Below are 19,564 nucleotides of genomic sequence, written 5' to 3'. Positions count from 1 at the left end.
GCTGAAGGACGGAGGCGCCAAGGCGCTTGGCGGCCTCCGGCTTCGGGGGGACGAGGTCCACGGTGAAGATCTTCTCGACCGCTCGATGTCGCGGTTGGTCGCGGCGCAACCGGCCAGCGCCAGAAATCGCCTGACGCTGCCGAGTCCCGTCTTTAAGGCCGTTACGACTCAGCCACCGCTCTTTCGACGGAACGACCGCTGACTCGCGGCCGGGCCGTGCGCGCCGTGGACCTTCGACGTGTTGGTGCTCGTCGTGAGGGCGGCGTCCGCCTGCATACCACGCTTGCGTGCCAGAGCCTCCCGGAACTTGCGCTTCAAGTCGTCCTGGGCATCATCGTCGGGCGAGAGGGAACGGTCCTCGCCGTCTACCGGCTCTTCGGGCAATGGAGACTCTGCAGCCATGGTGACCTCCTGGTACCGGGCAGTGGGAACCACAGCTTGTCACGTCGGACACCGCACCCCGGTCCCCGGGGCGTCCGCGCCGCCCATCCCGCCCTCCCTCTCACGGTGAACAGCCGCAGCCGGAACGTCCCAGCCCAGCCTGCTGGAAGGCGCCGAGGAGGATCACTGCGCTTCAGGGAGCAAGCGGCACGGCAGGGCTCGCTCCGTGACTCCGTTCTCCCCATCCGGCTCGACCCGAAACAGCTGGGCCTGCGGCGTGCGGGTCACCGTTTCCGGCTGTCGTAGTGCGGGCAGACCGAGCCGGGCAGCAGGCCCAGTCCGTCCGGCAGAAACATCAGCGGTCCGAAGGAGTCGGTATGCGAACCTTCGGCCCAGCAGTTGGCGCCTGCAGACCGGCGGCACGTCGATCCTGATGCCGTGCCCGGTGACGAACGACCGCGCCCGCCGCGTCAGCCCTCGAGTACGGCATTGCTGAGCTGTCGCTCCATGAGACAGACGCTGCACGAGCGCCGGGCAGGAGACCGTTCTTGCCGTCGAGATCGATCGCGACGGCTTCGACTGGGCGCTGCGGCACGCCTGCCTGTCGAGCTACGTTCGCGGGCTTCATCCCGATCGCAGTACCTGGCAGCGTGACCTCAAGCGCGCACCGTCCCGCGGCCAGTGGGATCCCGAACGCGATCTGAACCTGCGTCCCTTGCCGTACCGCTCGCTGTAACTGGGGCTCTCGGGCAAGGCATAGTCGCGTTACGCGGACGAGTGGACCGTGTCCATCAGCGACGTGACTCCGCTCGCCCGCGAAATCCGCGCGCTCGTCAGCCGCGGCGATCCTGACCTCGTACGAGAACCATCACCAGGTCGTGGCCGCTGTCGGGATGCGACGCGAAGTCGATCCCTGGGAGTCCGCCCCCATTCGTGCCGCTCTCGCCGTTTCAACCGCAGTTCAGTCCATGTCTGGCATGAGCATGCTGGTGTGGCAGACTGCCTGATCGCGTGTGAGGAGGCGATCGGTGAGTAACCGGCATGTGCAAAAGATGCTGCGGCAGATGGCGAGCGGGGAGCCCGTTCAGGTCACCAGCGCCACGGCGTCCATGAAGAAGCTCGCCCGACTCGCTTTCATCGCCCAGCAGTTCGGGTACGAGTACGCGGACGCAAGGCAGGGCGGTGGGTCACAGGGCAACGGGTTCGTGATGCTGATCGTGCCCGACCCCAGCCCGCAGGCCCGGGCGCGTGCCGAGCAGAACCGGGCACGGTATCCGAACGCGAGCAGCGGGGGCGCACTGCCGGAGCTCGTGCCCGACGAGGTCGAGCTCCTCAAGGCGCGCATCGCGTTCGATCTTGCCGCCAGGTACACCGAGAAGCAGCTGACGGTCATCCTGGGTGTCGGCTTCAGCACGTTGGCCGTGTGCCTCGGCCTTCAACTCGGTGCGGACACCACCGCCGTGGTCGTCGCCGGGATCGCCTGGGCAGTGCTGATGGCCTTCGTACCCGTCGGGCTCGTCGTCAACCGGCGCTACAGAGCCAAGCACGTCGCCCGGCTGCAGGCCGCCGGGTTCACACCGGTGACCGAGCAGAGCGGGCGGCTTCGGTACGTTCCTCGGGGCGGGCAGCTTCCCGGGCACGGCAATCCGTTCGCCGGAGGGGCGTAGGGTTTCCGCCCACCGCCTGCCCGCGCGCGGGCAGGCGGTGGCCAGGCGGCAGGAGCCGGCGCGGGCCTCGATGCCGGTTTCTGGCGGCCCTGGCGATGAGTGCAGGTCTGCGGAGTGGTGCCCTGTTCACGCGGCCAGGCCAGGAATCGGTGTGCTGAGGTGATCCCGTGCCGCGGGCGGTCAGGCCCGGGGCGAGGTCCTCGCGGGCCGCGCGCTGCCGGAGTTGCCGCAGGCCGTGCCAGGTCGCGAAGCGGCGGGACGAGCTGCTGGTCCTCGTCCGGCTCGATGGCGTCCAGGGTGCGGCGGAGCCCGTTCTCGAAGAGCACCAGGTAGTGGTCCCGGTGTTCGAGAACCTGGTGCTGGACGAGCAAGTCGCGCAGGTGCGTGATGGACTGCGGTGATGGGTGGTCGCCGAGTGTCTTGAGATGCGGTGGCGTGGTCTCAGGGAATGCCGCAGCTAGTGGCTCCGCCGGGGCAGGTGACGCTGTCGTTGGACGCCGAGCCCGCGATCATCAGCACCAGGACGATGAGAGCCAGGATGATCACAGGTACGTTGTCTGCAGCCCAACCGCCGTTCTCGCGCGGAGGTTTCGGAGCGCTGGGCCGTGGGCTCGCAGTATCGCGTGCGGGCTCGGCACCAGGCCCGTCGTGCCCCTCTGTCACCATCAAGTCACCCGCCGTCGTTGTCCCTTTTACGATGACACGGCATCGGAGCTCACCCGTCAAGCCCCGTGCCGTGCGGGCTCTCCGGGAAGGTGGGCATCGATGGGTCGAACTGGTCAACTGCCTCTTCGTCCAGATAAAAAAGGGCCGCCGGTGGGAGACGAGGCGCGTGCGGGAGAATGAGGCCATGCTGGCCTACGTCTACCGCGTGACGAAGTACGATCCCGCCGACCGTGACGAACACGGGCACTACACCGGCCTGGAGGGCACCGGCAGCGACCACGGTGAGGTCGAGGCGGCGTATCTTCAGGCGGTCGCAGCGTTCGCCACGGAAACCGGCGTCGATCACCTGGCCATCCGTGAGCCGGGGTACCTTCCATCGCGCACTTCGGGCTCGAACCTCCGGTGGACGGCTACGGGCTCGACGGACTCTTCCCGCCTGCTCCCGACGCGCCTGCTCCCGACGCCGTAACTGGCCCGAGTCTTCCGCCCGGCTTCCACGACGGCGCGCAGGTGCCGCTCCGCACCGCGCTCGAACTGGTCAGGGCCATGCTCCGCGACAACGGGGCATGGTGCCGACTCGAAGTCGAGGACGTGTTCGCGGTGCACGTGGGCTGGGACCAGTACCTCTACATCGGCACCAACCGCCCTTGCGAGGAAGCCCTCGTCCGGATTCGTGCGACCGGATTGTTCCCTGAGCGCCTGACCTCTTCTCCGTACGACTTCGACCCCGAAGATGAGGGGGCAGGATTTCTGCGGCCGGGGGACGACGCCTTCTGGGACGGTCTGGGCGCGGCGGTTGCCTCAGGCCGCGCCGGGGTCCTGGAAGAGACGTTCGTCGAGGGTGCGACACGCTGGCACTCCCTCACCCTCGGCATCCTCGGTTCGGTTCGCGCCGGCCTTGCTCCGCGTGCCCGTCTGGCTGTGCGGCCGCCTTTGTCGTCCGACATCGACGCAGTTCTCGCTTCCTTCCCCGCAGACGGTCTCGTTGAGGGCGTCTGGCAGGACAAGGACGGCCGTCTCCACAGCGCCACCTGCGACGAGACCGGGTTCCCCGAACTGGCCTCCCGAATATCCGCGGCCTCCGCTGCCGTACTCCTCTGCGGGTATGAGGGCGAGGACCTGCCGCTGTATACCGCTGTCATGCCCGACAACGACGGCGTGGTACGGGCGCGTTGGCGGCCCGCACCCGCAGCGGACGACCAGAGCCGCAAACTCTGAGCCAGTCGCATTCCGGAGCATCCGGCCAGCCCGCCCGAGCCGCGCAGCGAGACCGAAATCCCGTGCCGATCACTGCGTTCCGAGATGATCGCTGAACCTGCGGCCCAACGGCCCATCAGCTTCTCGAGCTCCCTGGAACCCCGGTTCAGAGACACGCCAGATCCTGAAACAGGTCAGCCGCTCGGCAAGCGGCGCGTTCCTCGCGGGCGGTACCTCATTACCAGGCACGTAGCTGTGCCGAAGGACTCCCAGTCAGGCGCCGGACACCGCCGCACGGCGCCTCGCGGAGACGGCGCGTACCCGCCCCGGCTCCGACACCCTCGTCCCCGGCGCTCTTGGAGCGCTCCGGCGTACTGGTCCCCGCGCCGGTCAGGCGACGCGTTCCAGCCCTGCCCTCACCGACTGCCGGGTACCGTCCCGTTTGGTCGACTCGTAGGCGAAGTCCACCGTGTCGCCGGGGCGCAGCGTCAGGGTGATGCGGCCGTTCGGGACGCAGTTGCCGGACTGGATGCTCTCCCCGAGGGTCACCTGGTCCGTGCCGCCGACCGCGGTCAGGGTCACGGTGCCGTAGCAGTCGGAGGACTCCATCGAGTACTGGACGCTGCCGACCTGCTCTCGCAGTGTGCCCTGGTCGAGCTCCACGGTGACGCGGTAGTGGTCGGTGCTGGTGGCGTCGAGCTCCTCGGCGTAGCCCTGCCAGCGTCCGAGGAACTCCTCGGGCAGGCCGACGGGCGTCGGAGTGGTGGGGGTCGGAGTGGTGGGGGTCGGAGTGGTGGGGGTCGAGGCGGCCGGGATCCCGTCGGCTCCGCCGGACGCCGCGGGTGTGGTCGGCGGGACCGAGCTGCGGGGAGCGACGGAGGTGTCGGGTACGCCGGGCGCGTCGGGGGCGGGTGGCGCGTCGCCGAGCGACGGACCGGAGGCGCGTTGCTCCACATCGCCGCTCAGCTGTACGAACAGTCCGATCAGGGCCGCGACGATCGTGGCCGCGGCGCCGATCAGGGCCACGACGAGCGCGCTCCGGTGGGAGTCACCGCGGGCCTGACGGACCGGGCGCTGCGGCCTCGCGTAGGGATCCGGCGGGGACTGCGGTCTGGTCATGGCGCGCCCTCTGATGCGTGGTTCAGGGAAGATCAGGCCATATTGCCGTCCAGGCACCGCACTTGTGCGACTTTCAGGCAAATCTGATGAATAGATCATGTCGAATCGATTCGCCTCGCTCGCCGTTCCGCTGCGGTGCGCTCACCGGGTTCACGGACACCAGCCCCACCCCCTGGTCCGCCCGGAACGTGGTGGCGGCCGCCGCCTCGGTCACGACGGGTCCCGCCGGGATGTACGAGGTGGGTGTGGGCGGACGGCGCCCGGGGCCGCGCATGGAGCGCTTCCCGGTGATCGCCGGGCTTCGAACCGTCCCGAACCTCCACGGCGAGAGCAGCGAGAGCAGCGTGGCGGTGGGCCAGCTCGGCGGCGGTGGGTCGGCCGCCGTTGATCCGCCGCTACGTGAGGTTTCGCGTCATGATCAGCCGATTGGTCGGCTCCACCATGGCGAGGTATCGCCAGAAGATCCAGTTCTCCGAGATTTCGGCGCCCTGACCCTCCGCGACACAGCAAGCCCAGCCGCCTTCGGAAGGCTTTCCGGGGCACGGTGCCAAAGTTACGCCTGTGAGGGCCGACGTGGTCGGCTGCTACCTTCCGAGCCATGAACGACAGCGTGCATGTGGGCAATGCGGGCAGGGACGCGGCACTGGACCGGGGGTGGCTGCTGGGGCACTTCAAGGACGTCTCCGACCCTCGGCACAGCGAGGCGGTGGAGATCAAATGGGGCGTCCACCCGCAGGGCGATGAGCGGGCTCAGTGGGTGACGGGCGAAGGGCGCACCGCCCTGCTGGTCCTCATCAGCGGGCGCTTCCGGGTGGAACTGCCCGGACGCAGCGTTCTCTTGGCCCAGCAGGGGGACTACGTCGTGTGGGGCCGGGGCGTTGACCACTCCTGGTTCGCGGAGGAAGAGTCCGTGGTTCTGACCGTCCGGTGGCCCTCAGTCCCCGGCTACAAGGCGACCGATTAGGGCGATTCCGCCGCTATTCAAGTCCCCCATCGGTCCCCCTCCCCCGTCAGTCGGACGTCAGGACCGGTACCAGTCGTCTCCGCCGGCGCTCACCGCCCGGCCGCCGGGCCCGCCGTCCGTATGCCGAGGTCGGCATATCGAGCAGCAGAGTGGTCGCAGCGAACCATCAGCGGTTCGACCAACGCGTCTGCGTCTTCCATGGCACCGTCACCATCGCCTCGATGCGGCGTCGACTCCGTTCGTGACGCGTCGTCCTAGTGGCCGAGCTCGTAGTCGAACCAGATCCGGTGGGTGCCGTCCGTGTCGACAGCGATTCCGCCGGTCCCAGTGATCCTGGCCAGCGCACCCGTTCCGCTGGCCGGCACGATGACGAAGAACTCGCCCTCTCTCCCTTCGCCCAGGGTCGTCGCGGAGTGCGCAAAGTTGAAGGCGCCCGCCTGCTCATGGAGTGTCCCCTCGAAGGACTCCATGGCGACATACGTCCCCACCCCGTTGGACTGATCGAAGGCGGCGGTGAACAACGTGGTGGAGCGCCCGGCGACCTCGCCTTCGTAACGCTTCTCCATCGTGGCGACACCGACGGGGAGCGCCGTCTCGATTGCGGGGCTCGGTACCGGTGCCGGGGTGAAGTCGGCGACTGTGAACGTTCCTGAAGCTCGCATCCCCGGATCGTATGCCGCGCCACTGACATCGCCACTGCATAGCGACCAAGGCCACCGCCTCGTTCGACTACTCCCAAATCGGTCCGCTCACCGGCCTGGAGTCCGCCCAGCCGAGGGATGCGGCTGTACGCAGTGGCCGTGGTGGCCGGCCGATTCAAGCGTGTGCGCCGTCGGCGCTCGGTCGCCAGGGTGACCGGTGGCGCGGCTACCGCGGGTGCACGGCGTAGGTCAGGTGTGTCACCCGCGACGACGGCTCCGAACGGACCGGCTCCAGCGCGACCCTGGACGCGTCCACGCCGTCGAACAGACGGGTACCGGCGCCGAAAAGCACCGGTGACAGGGCGATCGAGAACTCGTCCACCAGGCCGGCGTTCAGGTGCTCCAGGATCGTCGCGCCGCCGCCGGCGATGCGGACGTCGCGGTCGCCGGCGGCCTCGCGGGCCTGGTCGAGGGCCTGCTCGATACCGTCGTTGACGAAGTGGAACGTGGTGCCTCCGGGCCGCTCCCACGGGTCACGCTCGGTGTGCGTCACGACGAAGACCGGGGTGTGGAAGGGCGCCTCCTCCGGCCATGAATGCTCGCCGAGGTCGAACATGCGCTTACCCATGACGCTCGCGCCGGTGCGCTCGAACGTCTCCCGCGCGATGTCGTTGTCGCGGCCCTCCTCGCCGCCCTCGCCGAACTTCAGGTTCTCCCGGAAGAACCGCAGCGGGAAGACCCACTGCTGCAGTTCCGTCCACTGCGCCATCCAGCGCTGCACGTCGGGGTCGTCCTGCTTGTCGGGCGCGAAGAGCTCGTCCTCGACGGGCACGGGCTCGGGCGCGATGAAACCGTCCAGCGACATCGACACGCTGAAGAAGACCTTCCCGGCCATCAGCCCTCCGCCCCCTTCCGAATGATCTCGGTGACGTAGGCCGCCAGGTTGCTCAGGGTCTGCCGGCCGCCCTCGATCGCGTGGTACTTCTCGACCGCCTCGTCGCGCAGTTCCTTGGTGGGGAACACCGTGTGCATCACGATCCGGGTCGCCGCGCCGACCGGGACGAACGTCAGGACCGACTCGAAGGCGTTCGGGTCGTCGCGGGACTCACCGTGCAGCAGCGCGATCCGCTCCGGCGGGGCGATCCGCAGCCAGCGGATCCACTCGGAGTAGTCGGTCCCGTCCGGCCCGTGCAGTACGAACACCCACTCGCCGCCCTCGCGGAACTCGAAGGACCGCGTGGTGGTGGTGAACCCCTCCGGACCCCACCACCGCGACAGATGCCGGACCTCGGTGAACGCCTCGAACACCAGCTCCCGCGGGGCGTCGATGACCCGGGAGATCACGATCTCCCGGTCGGCCGTCTCCGGCTCCGCCCGTGTTTCCTGCCTTGCCTCTGCCATCGGTCAGTCCTCCTGCCGTGTCTGCTTGAGGTCCTGCACGTAGGTGTCCAGCCGGTCGAAACTCTCGTTCCAGAACCGCTCGAATCCGCCGACCCATTCGTGGACCGGCCGCAGCCCCCGGGCGTCCAGGCCGTAGAGGCGCTGCTTGCCCACCCCGCGGACCCGCACCAGCCCCACCTCCCGGAGCACCCGCAGGTGCTTGGACGCCCCCGGCTGGCTCATCCCCAGCTCCTGGGCCAACTCGGTCACCGGCCGCTCACCCGCCCGCAGCAGCGCCAGGATGTCCCGGCGCTGCGGCTCGGCGATCGCGTTGAACGCGTCCGAGGTCGTCGCTGCTCGTGCCATGGCACCATCATATTCCTATATCGGAATACATCAAGCGGGCCACCATTCCCGTGTCCCGTCCATCGCCTGCCGTGAGGACGTCGAAGGCGCTCGGACCCTCTCCATCAGGCGCGGATGCCACCCACACACGAAGACCCACTGGGTCGCTTTTCAGCAAGTCTCATGCGCAGTCGCCCTGTTGTGGCACATTCCGCTCCGACAAGATCGGCCGGATTCGTAGCTGACAGCAGGATTCTCGATCGCGTTACGTGTCATGTCTCCGTCGATTCATGCACAGCCGTCACCGTCCGGACGGAGAGTCACCCCCACGAAGAAGGAGCCGTGACCGGTTCGATGAACCGCCGTAGATTTTCCTTGCGCCCGCTCGCCGCGCCGCGTACTGCGCTGATCGGCGTGCTGAGCCTGTTCCTGGCGTTCGGCGCCGCCGGAGGCGCCACCGCCTTCGCCGGGGACACGAACTCCTTACAGGTGTCCGGCACCACCACGTCCGGAATCCACAACACCTACGACCCCAGCGCGTTCACCTACCTCGCCCAGGGCCTCGACACCGGCACCTCGATGATCGAACTGGACGTCTGGGACGACTTCTTCACCCAGGAGTGGAAGGTCAGTCACAGCAGCCTGACCAGCAACGGCAACAACTGCGTCAACGCCTCCTCGGCCGCCGACCTGTACACCGGCAGTGCCAACAAGAACCTGGAGAGCTGCCTGGACGACGTCCGGGTGTGGCTCGGTGCGCACCCCGGCCACGGGCCGCTGATCATCAAGCTGGAGATGAAGGCCGGCTTCCAGGCCAGCCTCGGAATGAGCCCGGCCAAGCTGGACCAGTCGATCACCGCACACCTGGGCGGCCTGGTCTACAAGCCGAACGACCTGCTGAACAAGCCCGGCGGCGGCCAGTACGCCACCCTGGACGACGCGGCCAAGGCCGGAAACTGGCCCACCCGGGCGCAGTTGGCGGGCAAGGTACTGCTGGAGATCATCCCCGGCACGGTCGAGGAGAACAACCCGACCGACACCCTGTGGACGGACAAGGAGTACGCGACCTACCTGCGTGACCTGCACACCGCGGGCACCACCGCGCAGGCGAACATCTTCCCCTCGGTCCACAACTCCGCGTCGGGCGACCCGCGCAGCCGTTACTCCGACACGACGCTGCGGCCCTGGTTCGTGGCATTCGACGGCGACGCGGCCGGCTACATCAACAACGGCATCGACACGAGTTGGTACGACACCAACCACTACCTGCTGTTCATGACGGACTCGCAGAACGTGTCGCCGGCTCTCGACGACGTGAGCCCGTCGGCGTCCGACGCGTCGGCACGCGTCGCGCTGCTGGCGAAGGCGCATGCCACGGTCGCGTCGAACGACTGGCGGGGGCTGCCGGACGTGCAGTCACTGGTCCTGCCACGCGGCTGATCCAGGGCTGATCCAGGGCCGGCCCACGACTGATCTACGGTTCTGCCGCCACATCGCTCCGCCGCTCAACCCGCCGGGTGTCTCGGCCGGTCGGAAACACCGATCGGGGCACCCGGCTCGACGCCTGCTCCGAAGCCAGAGGTGACGCCCGGCATGCGCGCGGGCAAGTCGCGGTTACGGGCCGCTCGCGCTCGCGCATCAATGGGGAGGTGCTCCCCGGCAGTTGCGTCGCGAACTCAATCGGACGGCGTGGCCGGGGACCGCATGCCGAGCCACTGCTCGGCGCCCCAAGCCTCGAACCGCTCCACCTCGATGAAGCCCAGCTTCGCCGCGAGACGCATCGAGCGGACGTTGGCGGTCTGGGTGGTGAGCACCACCGGCTCGCCGGGAAGCGCGTCGGCTAGCCAGCCGAGTGCCGCCGCGCAGGCCTCGGCGGCGAACCCGGATCCCCACGCCCGCGGCAGGAACAGGTAGCCGAGATCGGTCTTCCCCGCGGCGGCCGGGCGACGGTCCGCTCCATTTCTCCTGAGCAGGATCTGACCGATCATCGACCCGTCGAGATCAACGACGAAACTCCCGGGCCACCGCTCGGGCACCCCGGACATCTCACGCTCGAGCTCGTCACGCGGCCGGGGGCCGCCGAGGTAGGTGTGCACCTCCGGCGAGGCGAGCAACTCGACGAACGCCGCACGGTCCCGGGGCTCGGGCTCACGAAGCACGAGCCTCTCGGTCGTGATCGGCTCAGGCGGCCATGCCATGGGTCCCAGATCTTCCATCCGCGCACGCTAACAGGTGGTCGAACGGCCCGACGGGAGGGACAGCCGTGACGAGGTAACGCCCGCTTGCGGCCGCCCGGTTGACGGGGTCGCCGGGCTACTTGCCTGGGCCGGGCTCGTGACGGTCTCTCAAGCCTGGGCGGGGAGGTGCTCGCCGCCGAGCAGCGCGGAGGCGTTCTGGAGCGGACTGAGAGCGACCGGGGGCGCGGCCACCTGCGGAGTGCGGCAGGTGAAGCCGAGGCGGGTCATGGCCCGGGTCACTTCCCCGCTCGTGAAATCGCGGCGGTCCTGACGGGTGATGACCTCGCCCACCTGCTTGACGGGGTAGTGGCAGCGACCGATGATCACGGACTCGCCCGTGATCGGCTCGGGCTTGATCCCCTTCATCGAGGCCAGCACTCCACTCTTGGAGAGGTCGAACGGGAAGCGGGCGATGACGCAGCGCATGGTGCCTCACAGGTAGCGGGAGAACGGGCCGGGTGGGGTCGAGCGTGAGTGGGCGCCGGGAACGGGCGGAACGTTCGAGGGGCCGGGTCGAGGGTCAGACCGGGGCGAGCACGTCCGGGTTGCGGCGGAGGCGGAGGACATCGCGTACGCGGAGCCGGTCCGAGTACGCGGACCCGTCGCGGACGGCGGTGAGCTGGGCCTCGGTGACCGAGTCCGTGCACTGGTCGTCCGCGTCAATGACGAGGAGATACCCGACACGGGCGCCCGCCATGACGGACAGGGCCACCTCGACGGTCATGTCCGCCCGTACCCGCGGTCCGGAGGCGTCCGCGTGTTCCGCGACGCCGGTGGGGAGGACATCTGCGGGGACGACACCAGCGGGGATGACACCACTGGGGACGACGACGGCGGGGATGGATCCCTCGGAACACAGCTGCATCCGAACGAGCGGCAAAGGTGACTCCTGCTGGGTGAGTATGGCGGGACATGCGGCGACCGACCGACGGCATCGTTCTCAGGAACGGGCCGTCGGCGTCATTCGTCGGCACAGGGCTTGGTTCGTCGGTTCCGGTCGCCCATGAACGGGCGACCGGGGACCGGTGGTGCCGGAGGTCGCCGCGGCGCCCGGACGGTGGTCCGGGCGCTGCGGCTTCCGCTCTAGGCCTGGGGGGTGCGACGCGCGGCGGTACCGGTGGGCCGGCCCTGACCGGAGCGGCCACGCCGGCCCCGGGAGGAGGCGGAAGCGGCACGGCGCGGACGCTCCGTGACCGGCGCGCGGATGACGACCGGCACGCCCGAGGGCGCCTGGGCGCCTGTGATGCGGCTCAGTTCCGCTTCTCCTGAACGCACCTGGCTGGTCTGCGGAGTGATGCCCGCGGCAGCCATCAGCCGAGTCATGTCGCGGCGCTGGTTCGGCATCACCAGGGTCACGACGCTTCCGGACTCACCGGCACGGGCCGTACGGCCGCCGCGGTGAAGATAGTCCTTGGGATCGGTCGGCGGATCGACGTTGACCACGAGGTCCAGCTGGTCGACGTGGATGCCGCGTGCCGCGACGTTGGTCGCCACCAGAACCGTCACGTGCCCGGTCTTGAACTGGGCCAGGGTCCGGGTGCGCTGCGGCTGGGACTTGCCGCCGTGCAGGGACGCGGCGCGGACGCCGCTGCTCAGCAGGTGCTCGGTCAGCCGGTCCACCGCGTGCTTGGTGTCCAGGAACATGATCACCCGGCCGTCGCGTGCCGCGATCTCGGTGGTCGTGCGGCTCTTGTCCGCCGCGTGCACGTGGAGGACGTGGTGCTCCATCGTGGTGACCGCGCCCGCGGACGGGTCGACCGAGTGGACCACCGGGTCGGTCAGGTAGCGGCGGACCAGCAGGTCGACGTTGCGGTCCAGGGTGGCGGAGAAGAGCATCCGCTGGCCCTCGGGACGCACCTGGTCGAGCAGTGCGGTCACCTGCGGCATGAAGCCCATGTCGGCCATCTGGTCGGCCTCGTCGAGGACGGTGATGGCGACCTGGTTCAGCCGGCAGTCGCCCCGCTCGATGAGGTCCTTGAGCCTGCCCGGAGTCGCGACGACGACTTCCGCCCCGCCGCGCAAGGCACCGGCCTGCCGGCCGATCGACATCCCGCCGACCACGGTGGCCATCCGCAGCCGCACGGAGCGGGCGTACGGGGTGAGCGCGTCGGTGACCTGCTGGGCCAGTTCGCGGGTGGGTACGAGGACCAGGGCCAGCGGCTGGCGGGGCTCGGCGCGCTGTCCGGCGGTACGGGCCAGCAGCGCGAGGCCGAAGGCGAGGGTCTTTCCGGAACCGGTGCGGCCCCGGCCGAGTACGTCACGGCCCGCGAGGGAGTTCGGCAGCGTCGCCCCCTGGATCGGGAAGGGGACGGACACGCCTTCGTGGCCGAGCGCCGCGAGCAGCGGCGCCGGCAGGGCGAGATCGGCGAACTCCTGCACGGCCGGCAGGGCGGGGGTGATCGTCTCCGGCAACGCGAACTCGCCCCGGGGTGCGGCCGGTTGACGTCCGTAGCTCTTCGGCCTGCCGGAGGAGCCGGAACGGCCGCCGGCGGAGGTGGCGCCGAAGCGGCTGCCGCCCCTTCTGGAGCCGCCGCCCTCGGTGCGAGTTCGGGCGAAACGATCGTTCGTACGTGTGCGGTTCATGCGGAACCTTCCTTGACCTGGCGCGTATCAAGGAATTCCCGCAGCCGATGAGCGGCGCAGAGAATCGCGAGAACGAGCCGACCGAAATTCGGCACCGAATCGTAGGACCGGTGAAGAATTCTCACGGGATGTCCTGCCGGATCGGCAGCGATGTCCCGAAAAACTGAAGAAATACGGAGTGAAGCGAAATGGCGTTCGTACGCGGACCTGGAATGAGGTCGGCAGCTGGCCCGAGGTGGGCCTGCGGCGGGAACGGGCCGGGCGCGGATCGGCAGCGAGTGAGACGCGGACCGGGATCAGTGCGGCGGCAGGAGGTCGGCGAGGACCCGAGCGGCGGCTCCGGAACCTCGCGGGCGCGGCGGCGGGGCGAACTCACCGCTGACTGCCGGGACGCTCGCGACCGTGCGACGGAAACGCGGCGAGCTGGGGCCCGCACCCCAAGGTGCGGGCCCCAGCTTCGCCGTGCGTGCCGGTGTCAGGCGGAAACGATGTTCTCCGCCGTCGGGCCCTTCTGGCCCTGCGCGATGTCGAAGGAGACCTTCTGGCCTTCCTGGAGCTCACGGAAACCGGAGCTGGCGATGTTCGAGTAGTGGGCGAAGACGTCGGCGCCGCCGCCGTCCTGCTCGATGAAGCCGAAGCCCTTTTCCGCGTTGAACCACTTCACGGTGCCAGTAGCCATGTCAATTCTCCTTCGGGACGGTGCTCGGGATCCGCACTGTGCGGACTCCGCGTCGCCGCGATGATTAACCCGCCGGAAATGACCGGATACACAGAAGAACACCACCCTGCAAGAACAGGGTGGATGCTCACAAGTTTTTGGGAACCACAACTGCAACTGGTCTCGACACTAGCACGGAACAGTAGATTGCGCGCTGTCAGCTATTTCACTCCGCCAGCTGATCAAGAAATCCTCATCGCGCCTGGAGCCGATTTCTCACGTCGCCGCCACAGATATTGGTTCACCGGGGTCACAGCGTTTCCGTTCAGGGACCATGCGGTGGAGCGCGGAAAATCTGACGAAAATCCAGTCCGCGCACCAGGCCCGGGTCGCGGGCGGCTCCTGGCGGCCAGGGGGCCATCTCGGCCAGACGAGAGATGACGCTCGAACCGCGTAGGTGTCCGCGTCACTCGATCCACCGCGCAGCGGCCTCATAGTTGACATCCTCCCCCTCTTGAAAGAGGGGGATTCCAGCCCGTGCGGGTTGGGGTTCACGGGTGTTCGAATGGCCGGTGGCCGTTGTCACCCCTCCGGCACCGGCTGTTCGCCGGGGGCGGGGAATCCCGCCCTGTCCTGCCGCGACGTTGGCTGCTGCGTTGGTGTCCGCGTTGCAGGTGAAGCCGCAGGAGGAGCAGACGAACTCGGCTTGGCTCTTGCGCGAGTTCTTGTCGATCCAACCGCAGACGCTGCAGCGCAGACTGGTGTACGGAGCGGGGACGTCCTCGACCCGGCCCGGGGCCTTGTGTCCGGTGCGCCGGCGGAGCAGGCCCCAGCCCTGGGCGAGGATCGCCCGGTTCAGCCCGGCCTTCTGCCTGACCTGCCTGCCGGGCCGCTCGGTGGTTCCCCTGGCCGAGCGGGTCATGTTCTTGATGTCCAGCTTCTCGAACCGCACCAGGCCGTAGGTGCGGGCCAGCATCGTGCTGGTCTTCTCGCACCAGTCCTTGCGCCGGTCGGCTTCACGCGCTTTGAGCCTGGCCGCCTTGGCGTACTCGGCGGTCTTTTGCTCGCTTCCCTTCGGGGCGCGAGCGGCACGTCGCTGGTGTTTACGGACCTGCGCGCGTTCCTTCACGGTGAGCTGCGGGCAGTTCAGTTTCCGCCCGTCCGAGAGGGCAGCGGTGATGTTCACGCCCCGGTCGATACCGATGACCCCGCCGGTGCCAGGCCCGTCGATGGGGGCGGGGACGACCGCGAACGCGATGTGCCACCGGCCGTTACGGAAGGTGACACGGAACGTCTTCGCCTTCGGCAGCTCAGAGCCCTTGCCCTTGCGGCTGAGCCGGAAGCGGACCCAGCCGCAGCCGGGCACCTTCACCCGCGCCCACCGCCGACTGAGCTTCTGCATCACCACCGAGCGGCCCATGACCTGCCTGCCCCTGGCGTTCAGCTTCGGTGAACCGTCCGCCTCGAACTCCCCGATACGGTCCGTGCCGATCACGCGGAAACCCTCGTGCACGTGCTTCCTGCGCCAGGTCGGCTCACCAAAACCGGAGGCGAACATGGCGTTCTTGGCTTTGGCGAAGTCCTTCAGTGCCTGCTGCTGCACATCGGCATTGCCAGCGGCCAGCCATGCGTTGTCACGCCGGGCCTCGGTGAGCTGACGGCACTGCTCGGCGAAACCGGGCGCCGCCCCACGGCCCTTGTACCAGTGCGCGTGCTGCTCGACAGCGAGGTTGTAGACGTACCGGGCATGCGCGCAGTGGCCGAGCATGACGCCCGCCTGCTCGCTCGTCGGGTACATCCGAAACCGTGCCATGACCGTGAACCTAGCCAACACGTTCCCCGACCGCCCACACCATCGACCGGCATCACCCGTGCGAGTGACCACCCCGGCCACCGACCCGCCCGACCACCGATCGCCAGCCACCGTCAAGCGACCACCGTCGACTCGGAGTTGCCGCACCTGCTCGAGATCCGTCTCGCCGCCGTCTCGTCCGAGACGCCGAATCGTCCTGCCAGCGATTCGGCTTCCCCCCGACCCGCTCCGCGGGAGCGGGCATTCACCCCGGCCCTGAAGGACCGGGCACCCTGCCCGAAAGCAAGGTGGTGGCTGGGCCGCTGTTGAACGCGATGGCCGCATCGGGTGCGTGCCGCCGAACCAGGTTGACCACTTGCTCAAGGAGTTCGACCTGATCGTCCGAGTGCCGCAGGCCACCGCCGACGGTGACGCACTCCCACGGATGCGCTCGCAGCGTGTCCGTGACGATGGTTTCCACGTCGTCACTTCCGTCAAGGCCGATGAGGCAGGTCTCCACGCCCACACCGTGTTCGGCGAACTTGGCCATTCCCGCCTCGATGGCCTTGGCCACCGGCCCGGAATCCCACGGCCCTGGTACCCGATACGGATCCAGCCCGATGACGAGGACGCGAGGGGAAGCAGCGGTGTCCATGTCCGGACGATACGCGTCGAACGACCCGCACATCAGGGGGCGACGTTCAAGCCGTATGACATGCCGACCCACAGGTCTTGACTCTTCCTGGCTCCGTCGAGTGCCCCCGAAGCTCAGGCAGCCTGGACTGCCGCGTCGAACCGCAGGATATGGACTGTCGCTCGCGCTACGCTTCCGCGTCGTGCAGACGCGCCTCGACATTGCCCGGATCCGGGCGGCCCGCCGGGTCATCGACCCGGTCTTCCTCGACACCCCGCTGTACCGCTGCGAGGCGCTGGAGCCCGGCCTCGGATGCGCCGTGAGCATCAAGCTCGAAACGGCGAACCCGGTACGCAGCTTCAAGGCCCGCGGCACCGAGGTGGTCGCGAGCCTGCTCGCCGAGGACGGCTCGCGCGCGGCGGTTTGTGCCAGCGCGGGAAATCTCGGCCAGGCCCTCGCGTGGTCCGGTCGCGGCCGGGGGCTCGAGGTGACGGTCGTAGCGTCACGCTTCGCGACGGTGGCCAAGCTTGACCGCATCCGCGCGCTGGGCGCCGGGCTGGAGCTGGTGGACGGCGATCACGAGATGGCGCGGGAGCGGGCGGCGGCCATCGCGCGCCGCGAGGGAATCCGGCTGGTCGAGGACAGCCTGGACATCGAGACCTGCGAGGGTGCGGCGACCATCGGTCTGGAACTGGTGGACACCGTGCCGTCGTTCGACACCGTCCTGATCGCACTGGGCGGCGGGGCGCTGGCCACCGGTGTGGGTCATGTGCTGAAGGCCCTGGCACCCGAGGTCGAGGTGATCTGCGTCCAGCCGCTGGGCGCACCGGCGATGACACACTCGTGGCGCGGGCGGCGCGTCGTCACCACCGACTCGACCAGCACGATCGCCGACGGCGTCGCCGGCCGGCATCCCATCCCGGCCGTCCTGGACGACCTCCTCCAGGTCGCCGACGACGCCGTTCTGGTCCAGGAGGAATCGATCATCGCCGGTATGCGGATGCTCCTCGACCACGCCGGCCTCGTCGTCGAGCCGTCGGCCGCGCTGGGCATCGCGGCGATCCTCGAGGACCGTGACCGGTTCGCCGGCCGGCATGTGGTCACCATCGTGTGCGGGAGCAACGTCGACGTGGACGCCTATCACCGCTGGATCGCCGCGGCTCCCGTCCACCGGTCCTGACCCACGCGGTTTTGAGTTCCGCCCAACGGTGGCACCGCCGGGCCGCGCGTGGCCCTCAACTCGACTGAGCCGGCGCCCCGTTGCTGTCGCCCTCCGGTCCTGCGCACGCCGTGAGCGCTCCGAGGGCGCCGGCCTGAGTGCGCCAGTCGGTCTGGTTGGGGAGGGTGCCGGCCCAGCGTTCGCCGAGGGCGTTGAGGGAGCTGCGGTCCCGGGCCCACAACGTGTCCGCCTGCTTCTGGAGATAGCCCTGGTAGGTGCTGGAGCCGGTCGCCTTCGCGAGGTCGGCGAGGTTCCGCACGAAGATGCCCTTGAACTGCTTCTGGTTGTCGTCGCAGGACGCCGGGCCGACGTCGCAGGACTCGGTGAGCACGCCGTCGCGGGTCAGCGCCGGGCTGCTGACGGCGGCGTCGGCCAGGGTCCGCGCGGTGGCCAGCAGTGAACCGTCCCCGGTCGACTTCCACAGCTCGGTGAAACCGCCGATGGCCAGCCCTTGGTTGTAACTCCACACGGTGCCGCCGTTGTTGGCGCAGGCAGAGGTCAGCCCGTCGTTCACCAGGCCGGAGGAGTTGATCATCCCGCTCGTCCTGAACCAGGCGGCGGCGGTTCTCGCCCGCTGGAGCCACACCGTGTCGCCCGGGATGCGCTGGTGCAGCGCGGTGGTCAGCCAGAGGTACTGGCCGTTCGTGACGGCGTTCTTGTAGGTGCGCTCCCGGTCCCACCACACCCCGCCTCCGCAGGTCCCGGGGTCCCAGTACTGCTGGACGTAGCCGGAGATGGTGACGGCCTCGTCGAGATAGCGGGAGTCGCCGGTGTAGTCGTACGCGTCGATCCAGGCGATCGCCCACCAGCCCGAGTCGTCGATGGACCGGCTGATGAAGTGGCCCTCGATCGCGTCGGAACCGCGCACGCCTGCGGCGAAGGTGCCCTTGTTACGGTCGTAGGTGCGCGCGACGGCCCAGTCGTAGTCGTGCGTGCCGGTCGTCCTGGCGAAGTCGACGAGCGAGGTGAGTGTGGCGGCGGAGTTCCACCAACTGCTGGGCCACCAGCCGTTGTAGGGGTCGTACGACGACATGAGCGCGTCCGCCGCGGCGCGTGTCCGGGTCGGCACGGGCCTGGCCCACACGGTGCAGCTGCCCTCCTGGTGGCCGGCCTCGCGGCCGCACGCGCGGACCGCACCACCGTAGAGGAGGCCGCGCGGATCGCGGGTCGCGTACATCGTCGTACGGCTGCCGGTGGCTCCCTGCGGGACGGCGGTGCGGCCGAGGGAGGAGCCGTCCGGCCAGGTCGAGCCGCCGTCCCAGGAACGGTCCAGCCAGACTTCGTCACCGCCGGCACCAGATTCGATACTGGCCCAGGCCATGGAGTTCTTCTGGTCGACGTGCAGCCGGATCGTGCGGCCGTAGAGCGTGGCGGACGGTACCGGCTGGTCGTCGCCGGACGCCCGGCCGGCGTCGGTGCGGTCGCAGAGTGTGTCGCAGACGGTGGGGTAGGTCCAGTCGGTGCAGCCGACGGCGGCGGCGTCGCCGCAGGCCCGGACCAGCCCGCGTCGGTGGTTGCGGGGATCGGTGATGTTGTACATCAGCGTTCTGGTGCCGGTCCAGGTGCCCGGGACGGCGGCCTTGCCGAGCAGCCCGTCCCAGGTGGCACCGCCGTCCCAGGAACGGTCGAGCCACACCGAGTCGCCCGTCACGCCGCCGTCGATGCTGGCCCACGCCATGTCGTCCGCGTCGGAGACGTGCAGTTCGAGGCGACGTCCGTTGAGTACCTTCGCCGGTACCGGAAAGCTCTCCTGCCGCGCCAGCGAGGGGTCCAGCGTGTCGCAGGCCAGTACGCACACCTGGGTGGCGGCGGCCGCGGGCGTCGCGGCCGGGAGGACAGCCGCACACGCGAGCACGCCCGCCGACAAGAAACTGAGGAACCGTGATCCGACAACGATGTCGGCGCTGCGCAAGGACACCGGAACTCGCCTCGATTTCACGATGGAGGATGCCGGGGCGGCGGGCGCGGCCGGGACCGACGGCGCTGTGGCGAGCCGAGCGGACAGCGGCCGAGCCTGGTCCGTACCTTCCTTCGAGGCAGTGAACTGGCTTGACGCATCCCTGTCAATGTCGCCAACAAGG

21 protein-coding genes and 2 pseudogenes are annotated in these 19,564 nt (G+C 69.1%); 8 read left to right on the top strand and 15 right to left on the bottom strand.

The genetic code is table 11. The annotated features are described in order from the left end of the window. Nucleotides 1-168: 168 nt before the first annotated feature. Together OG485_RS41810 and OG485_RS41805 are read right to left on the bottom strand one after the other, a co-directional pair. Nucleotides 169-402 (bottom strand): DUF5302 domain-containing protein, encoded by a 234-nt coding sequence (locus OG485_RS41810; RefSeq protein WP_328674072.1) that lies wholly within the window; start codon nt 400-402, stop codon nt 169-171. Between the two features lie 162 nt (nt 403-564). Further along, nucleotides 565-803, bottom strand: a pseudogene (locus tag OG485_RS41805) (Type 1 glutamine amidotransferase-like domain-containing protein); the annotation flags it as partial. Nucleotides 804-910: 107 nt separating this feature from the next. On the opposite strand from OG485_RS41805, the pseudogene OG485_RS41800 reads away from it, so the two are divergent. The 5 genes and pseudogenes from OG485_RS41800 to OG485_RS41780 all read left to right on the top strand — a co-directional run. Further along, nucleotides 911-1,234 (top strand): annotated as a pseudogene (locus OG485_RS41800) (DUF4291 family protein); the annotation flags it as partial. Nucleotides 1,235-1,409: 175 nt separating this feature from the next. Further along, the gene (locus tag OG485_RS41795; RefSeq protein WP_328674071.1) at nt 1,410-2,048 is read left to right on the top strand and encodes a hypothetical protein; all 639 of its coding nucleotides are present in this window, start codon (nt 1,410-1,412) and stop codon (nt 2,046-2,048) included. 167 nt (nt 2,049-2,215) lie between these two features. Continuing rightward, on the top strand, nt 2,216-2,449 hold the full coding sequence (locus OG485_RS41790; RefSeq protein ID WP_328674070.1) for a hypothetical protein: 234 nt from the start codon (nt 2,216-2,218) through the stop codon (nt 2,447-2,449). Nucleotides 2,450-2,898: 449 nt separating this feature from the next. Beyond that, nucleotides 2,899-3,183, top strand: coding sequence for a hypothetical protein (locus tag OG485_RS41785; protein ID WP_328674069.1), 285 nt, complete (start codon nt 2,899-2,901; stop codon nt 3,181-3,183). Nucleotides 3,184-3,224: 41 nt separating this feature from the next. Continuing rightward, nucleotides 3,225-3,932 (top strand): hypothetical protein, encoded by a 708-nt coding sequence (locus OG485_RS41780; RefSeq protein WP_328674068.1) that lies wholly within the window; start codon nt 3,225-3,227, stop codon nt 3,930-3,932. Nucleotides 3,933-4,301: 369 nt separating this feature from the next. Here OG485_RS41780 and OG485_RS41775 read toward each other — a convergent pair whose 3' ends face one another. Continuing rightward, on the bottom strand, nt 4,302-5,030 hold the full coding sequence (locus tag OG485_RS41775; RefSeq protein ID WP_328674067.1) for a hypothetical protein: 729 nt from the start codon (nt 5,028-5,030) through the stop codon (nt 4,302-4,304). A gap of 598 nt (nt 5,031-5,628) precedes the next feature. Here OG485_RS41775 and OG485_RS41770 point away from each other — a divergent pair. Continuing rightward, nucleotides 5,629-5,994, top strand: coding sequence for a signal peptidase I (locus tag OG485_RS41770; RefSeq protein ID WP_328674066.1), 366 nt, complete (start codon nt 5,629-5,631; stop codon nt 5,992-5,994). A gap of 254 nt (nt 5,995-6,248) precedes the next feature. On the opposite strand, the gene OG485_RS41765 is transcribed toward OG485_RS41770, so the two are convergent. The 4 genes from OG485_RS41765 to OG485_RS41750 all read right to left on the bottom strand — a co-directional run bounded on the left by OG485_RS41765 (nt 6,249) and on the right by OG485_RS41750 (nt 8,381). Next, nucleotides 6,249-6,656, bottom strand: a complete 408-nt coding sequence (locus OG485_RS41765; protein ID WP_328674065.1) for a DUF3224 domain-containing protein — start codon at nt 6,654-6,656, stop codon at nt 6,249-6,251. A 205-nt stretch (nt 6,657-6,861) separates the two neighbouring features. Continuing rightward, nucleotides 6,862-7,530 (bottom strand): dihydrofolate reductase family protein, encoded by a 669-nt coding sequence (locus OG485_RS41760; protein WP_328674064.1) that lies wholly within the window; start codon nt 7,528-7,530, stop codon nt 6,862-6,864. Further along, nucleotides 7,530-8,036 carry an SRPBCC family protein gene (locus OG485_RS41755; protein WP_328674063.1) on the bottom strand — a complete coding sequence of 169 codons (507 nt, stop codon included), beginning with the start codon at nt 8,034-8,036 and terminating at the stop codon, nt 7,530-7,532. Before OG485_RS41755 ends, OG485_RS41760 begins: the two co-directional genes overlap by 1 nt. Before the next feature lie 3 nt (nt 8,037-8,039). After that, nucleotides 8,040-8,381, bottom strand: a complete 342-nt coding sequence (locus OG485_RS41750; protein WP_326783178.1) for an ArsR/SmtB family transcription factor — start codon at nt 8,379-8,381, stop codon at nt 8,040-8,042. A 333-nt stretch (nt 8,382-8,714) separates the two neighbouring features. Here OG485_RS41750 and OG485_RS41745 point away from each other — a divergent pair, with 333 nt between their 5' ends. Beyond that, nucleotides 8,715-9,800: a phosphatidylinositol-specific phospholipase C domain-containing protein gene (locus tag OG485_RS41745; protein ID WP_328674062.1), complete on the top strand. Its 1,086-nt coding sequence runs from the start codon at nt 8,715-8,717 to the stop codon at nt 9,798-9,800. 236 nt (nt 9,801-10,036) lie between these two features. On the opposite strand, the gene OG485_RS41740 is transcribed toward OG485_RS41745, so the two are convergent. The 7 genes from OG485_RS41740 to OG485_RS41710 all read right to left on the bottom strand — a co-directional run bounded on the left by OG485_RS41740 (nt 10,037) and on the right by OG485_RS41710 (nt 16,285). After that, complete coding sequence (locus tag OG485_RS41740; RefSeq protein WP_328674061.1) at nt 10,037-10,576, bottom strand: GNAT family N-acetyltransferase; 540 nt, start codon at nt 10,574-10,576, stop codon at nt 10,037-10,039. A 129-nt stretch (nt 10,577-10,705) separates the two neighbouring features. Next, nucleotides 10,706-11,023: an SCO5918 family protein gene (locus tag OG485_RS41735; protein ID WP_328674060.1), complete on the bottom strand. Its 318-nt coding sequence runs from the start codon at nt 11,021-11,023 to the stop codon at nt 10,706-10,708. Nucleotides 11,024-11,117: 94 nt separating this feature from the next. Beyond that, entirely contained in the window at nt 11,118-11,321 is a 204-nt protein-coding gene (locus tag OG485_RS41730) for a hypothetical protein (RefSeq protein WP_328674846.1), read from the bottom strand. A gap of 359 nt (nt 11,322-11,680) precedes the next feature. Continuing rightward, on the bottom strand, nt 11,681-13,180 hold the full coding sequence (locus tag OG485_RS41725; protein WP_328674059.1) for a DEAD/DEAH box helicase: 1,500 nt from the start codon (nt 13,178-13,180) through the stop codon (nt 11,681-11,683). 475 nt (nt 13,181-13,655) lie between these two features. Beyond that, on the bottom strand, nt 13,656-13,859 hold the full coding sequence (locus OG485_RS41720; protein WP_103550103.1) for a cold-shock protein: 204 nt from the start codon (nt 13,857-13,859) through the stop codon (nt 13,656-13,658). Between the two features lie 445 nt (nt 13,860-14,304). Further along, nucleotides 14,305-15,651 (bottom strand): RNA-guided endonuclease InsQ/TnpB family protein, encoded by a 1,347-nt coding sequence (locus OG485_RS41715; protein ID WP_328674058.1) that lies wholly within the window; start codon nt 15,649-15,651, stop codon nt 14,305-14,307. A 244-nt stretch (nt 15,652-15,895) separates the two neighbouring features. Continuing rightward, nucleotides 15,896-16,285: a hypothetical protein gene (locus tag OG485_RS41710; protein ID WP_328674057.1), complete on the bottom strand. Its 390-nt coding sequence runs from the start codon at nt 16,283-16,285 to the stop codon at nt 15,896-15,898. Nucleotides 16,286-16,466: 181 nt separating this feature from the next. Between OG485_RS41710 and OG485_RS41705 the strand changes: the two genes are divergently transcribed. Beyond that, on the top strand, nt 16,467-17,444 hold the full coding sequence (locus OG485_RS41705; RefSeq protein WP_443048881.1) for a threonine ammonia-lyase: 978 nt from the start codon (nt 16,467-16,469) through the stop codon (nt 17,442-17,444). Between the two features lie 55 nt (nt 17,445-17,499). On the opposite strand, the gene OG485_RS41700 is transcribed toward OG485_RS41705, so the two are convergent. Next, entirely contained in the window at nt 17,500-19,401 is a 1,902-nt protein-coding gene (locus tag OG485_RS41700) for a glycoside hydrolase family 76 protein (protein ID WP_328674056.1), read from the bottom strand. Nucleotides 19,402-19,564: the final 163 nt, after the last annotated feature.

It is taken from the genome of Streptomyces sp. NBC_00328 (assembly GCF_036139655.1).
In the GTDB taxonomy this organism is placed as follows: Bacteria; Actinomycetota; Actinomycetes; order Streptomycetales; family Streptomycetaceae; genus Streptomyces.
This window is presented reverse-complemented; position numbering and strand designations above follow the sequence as displayed.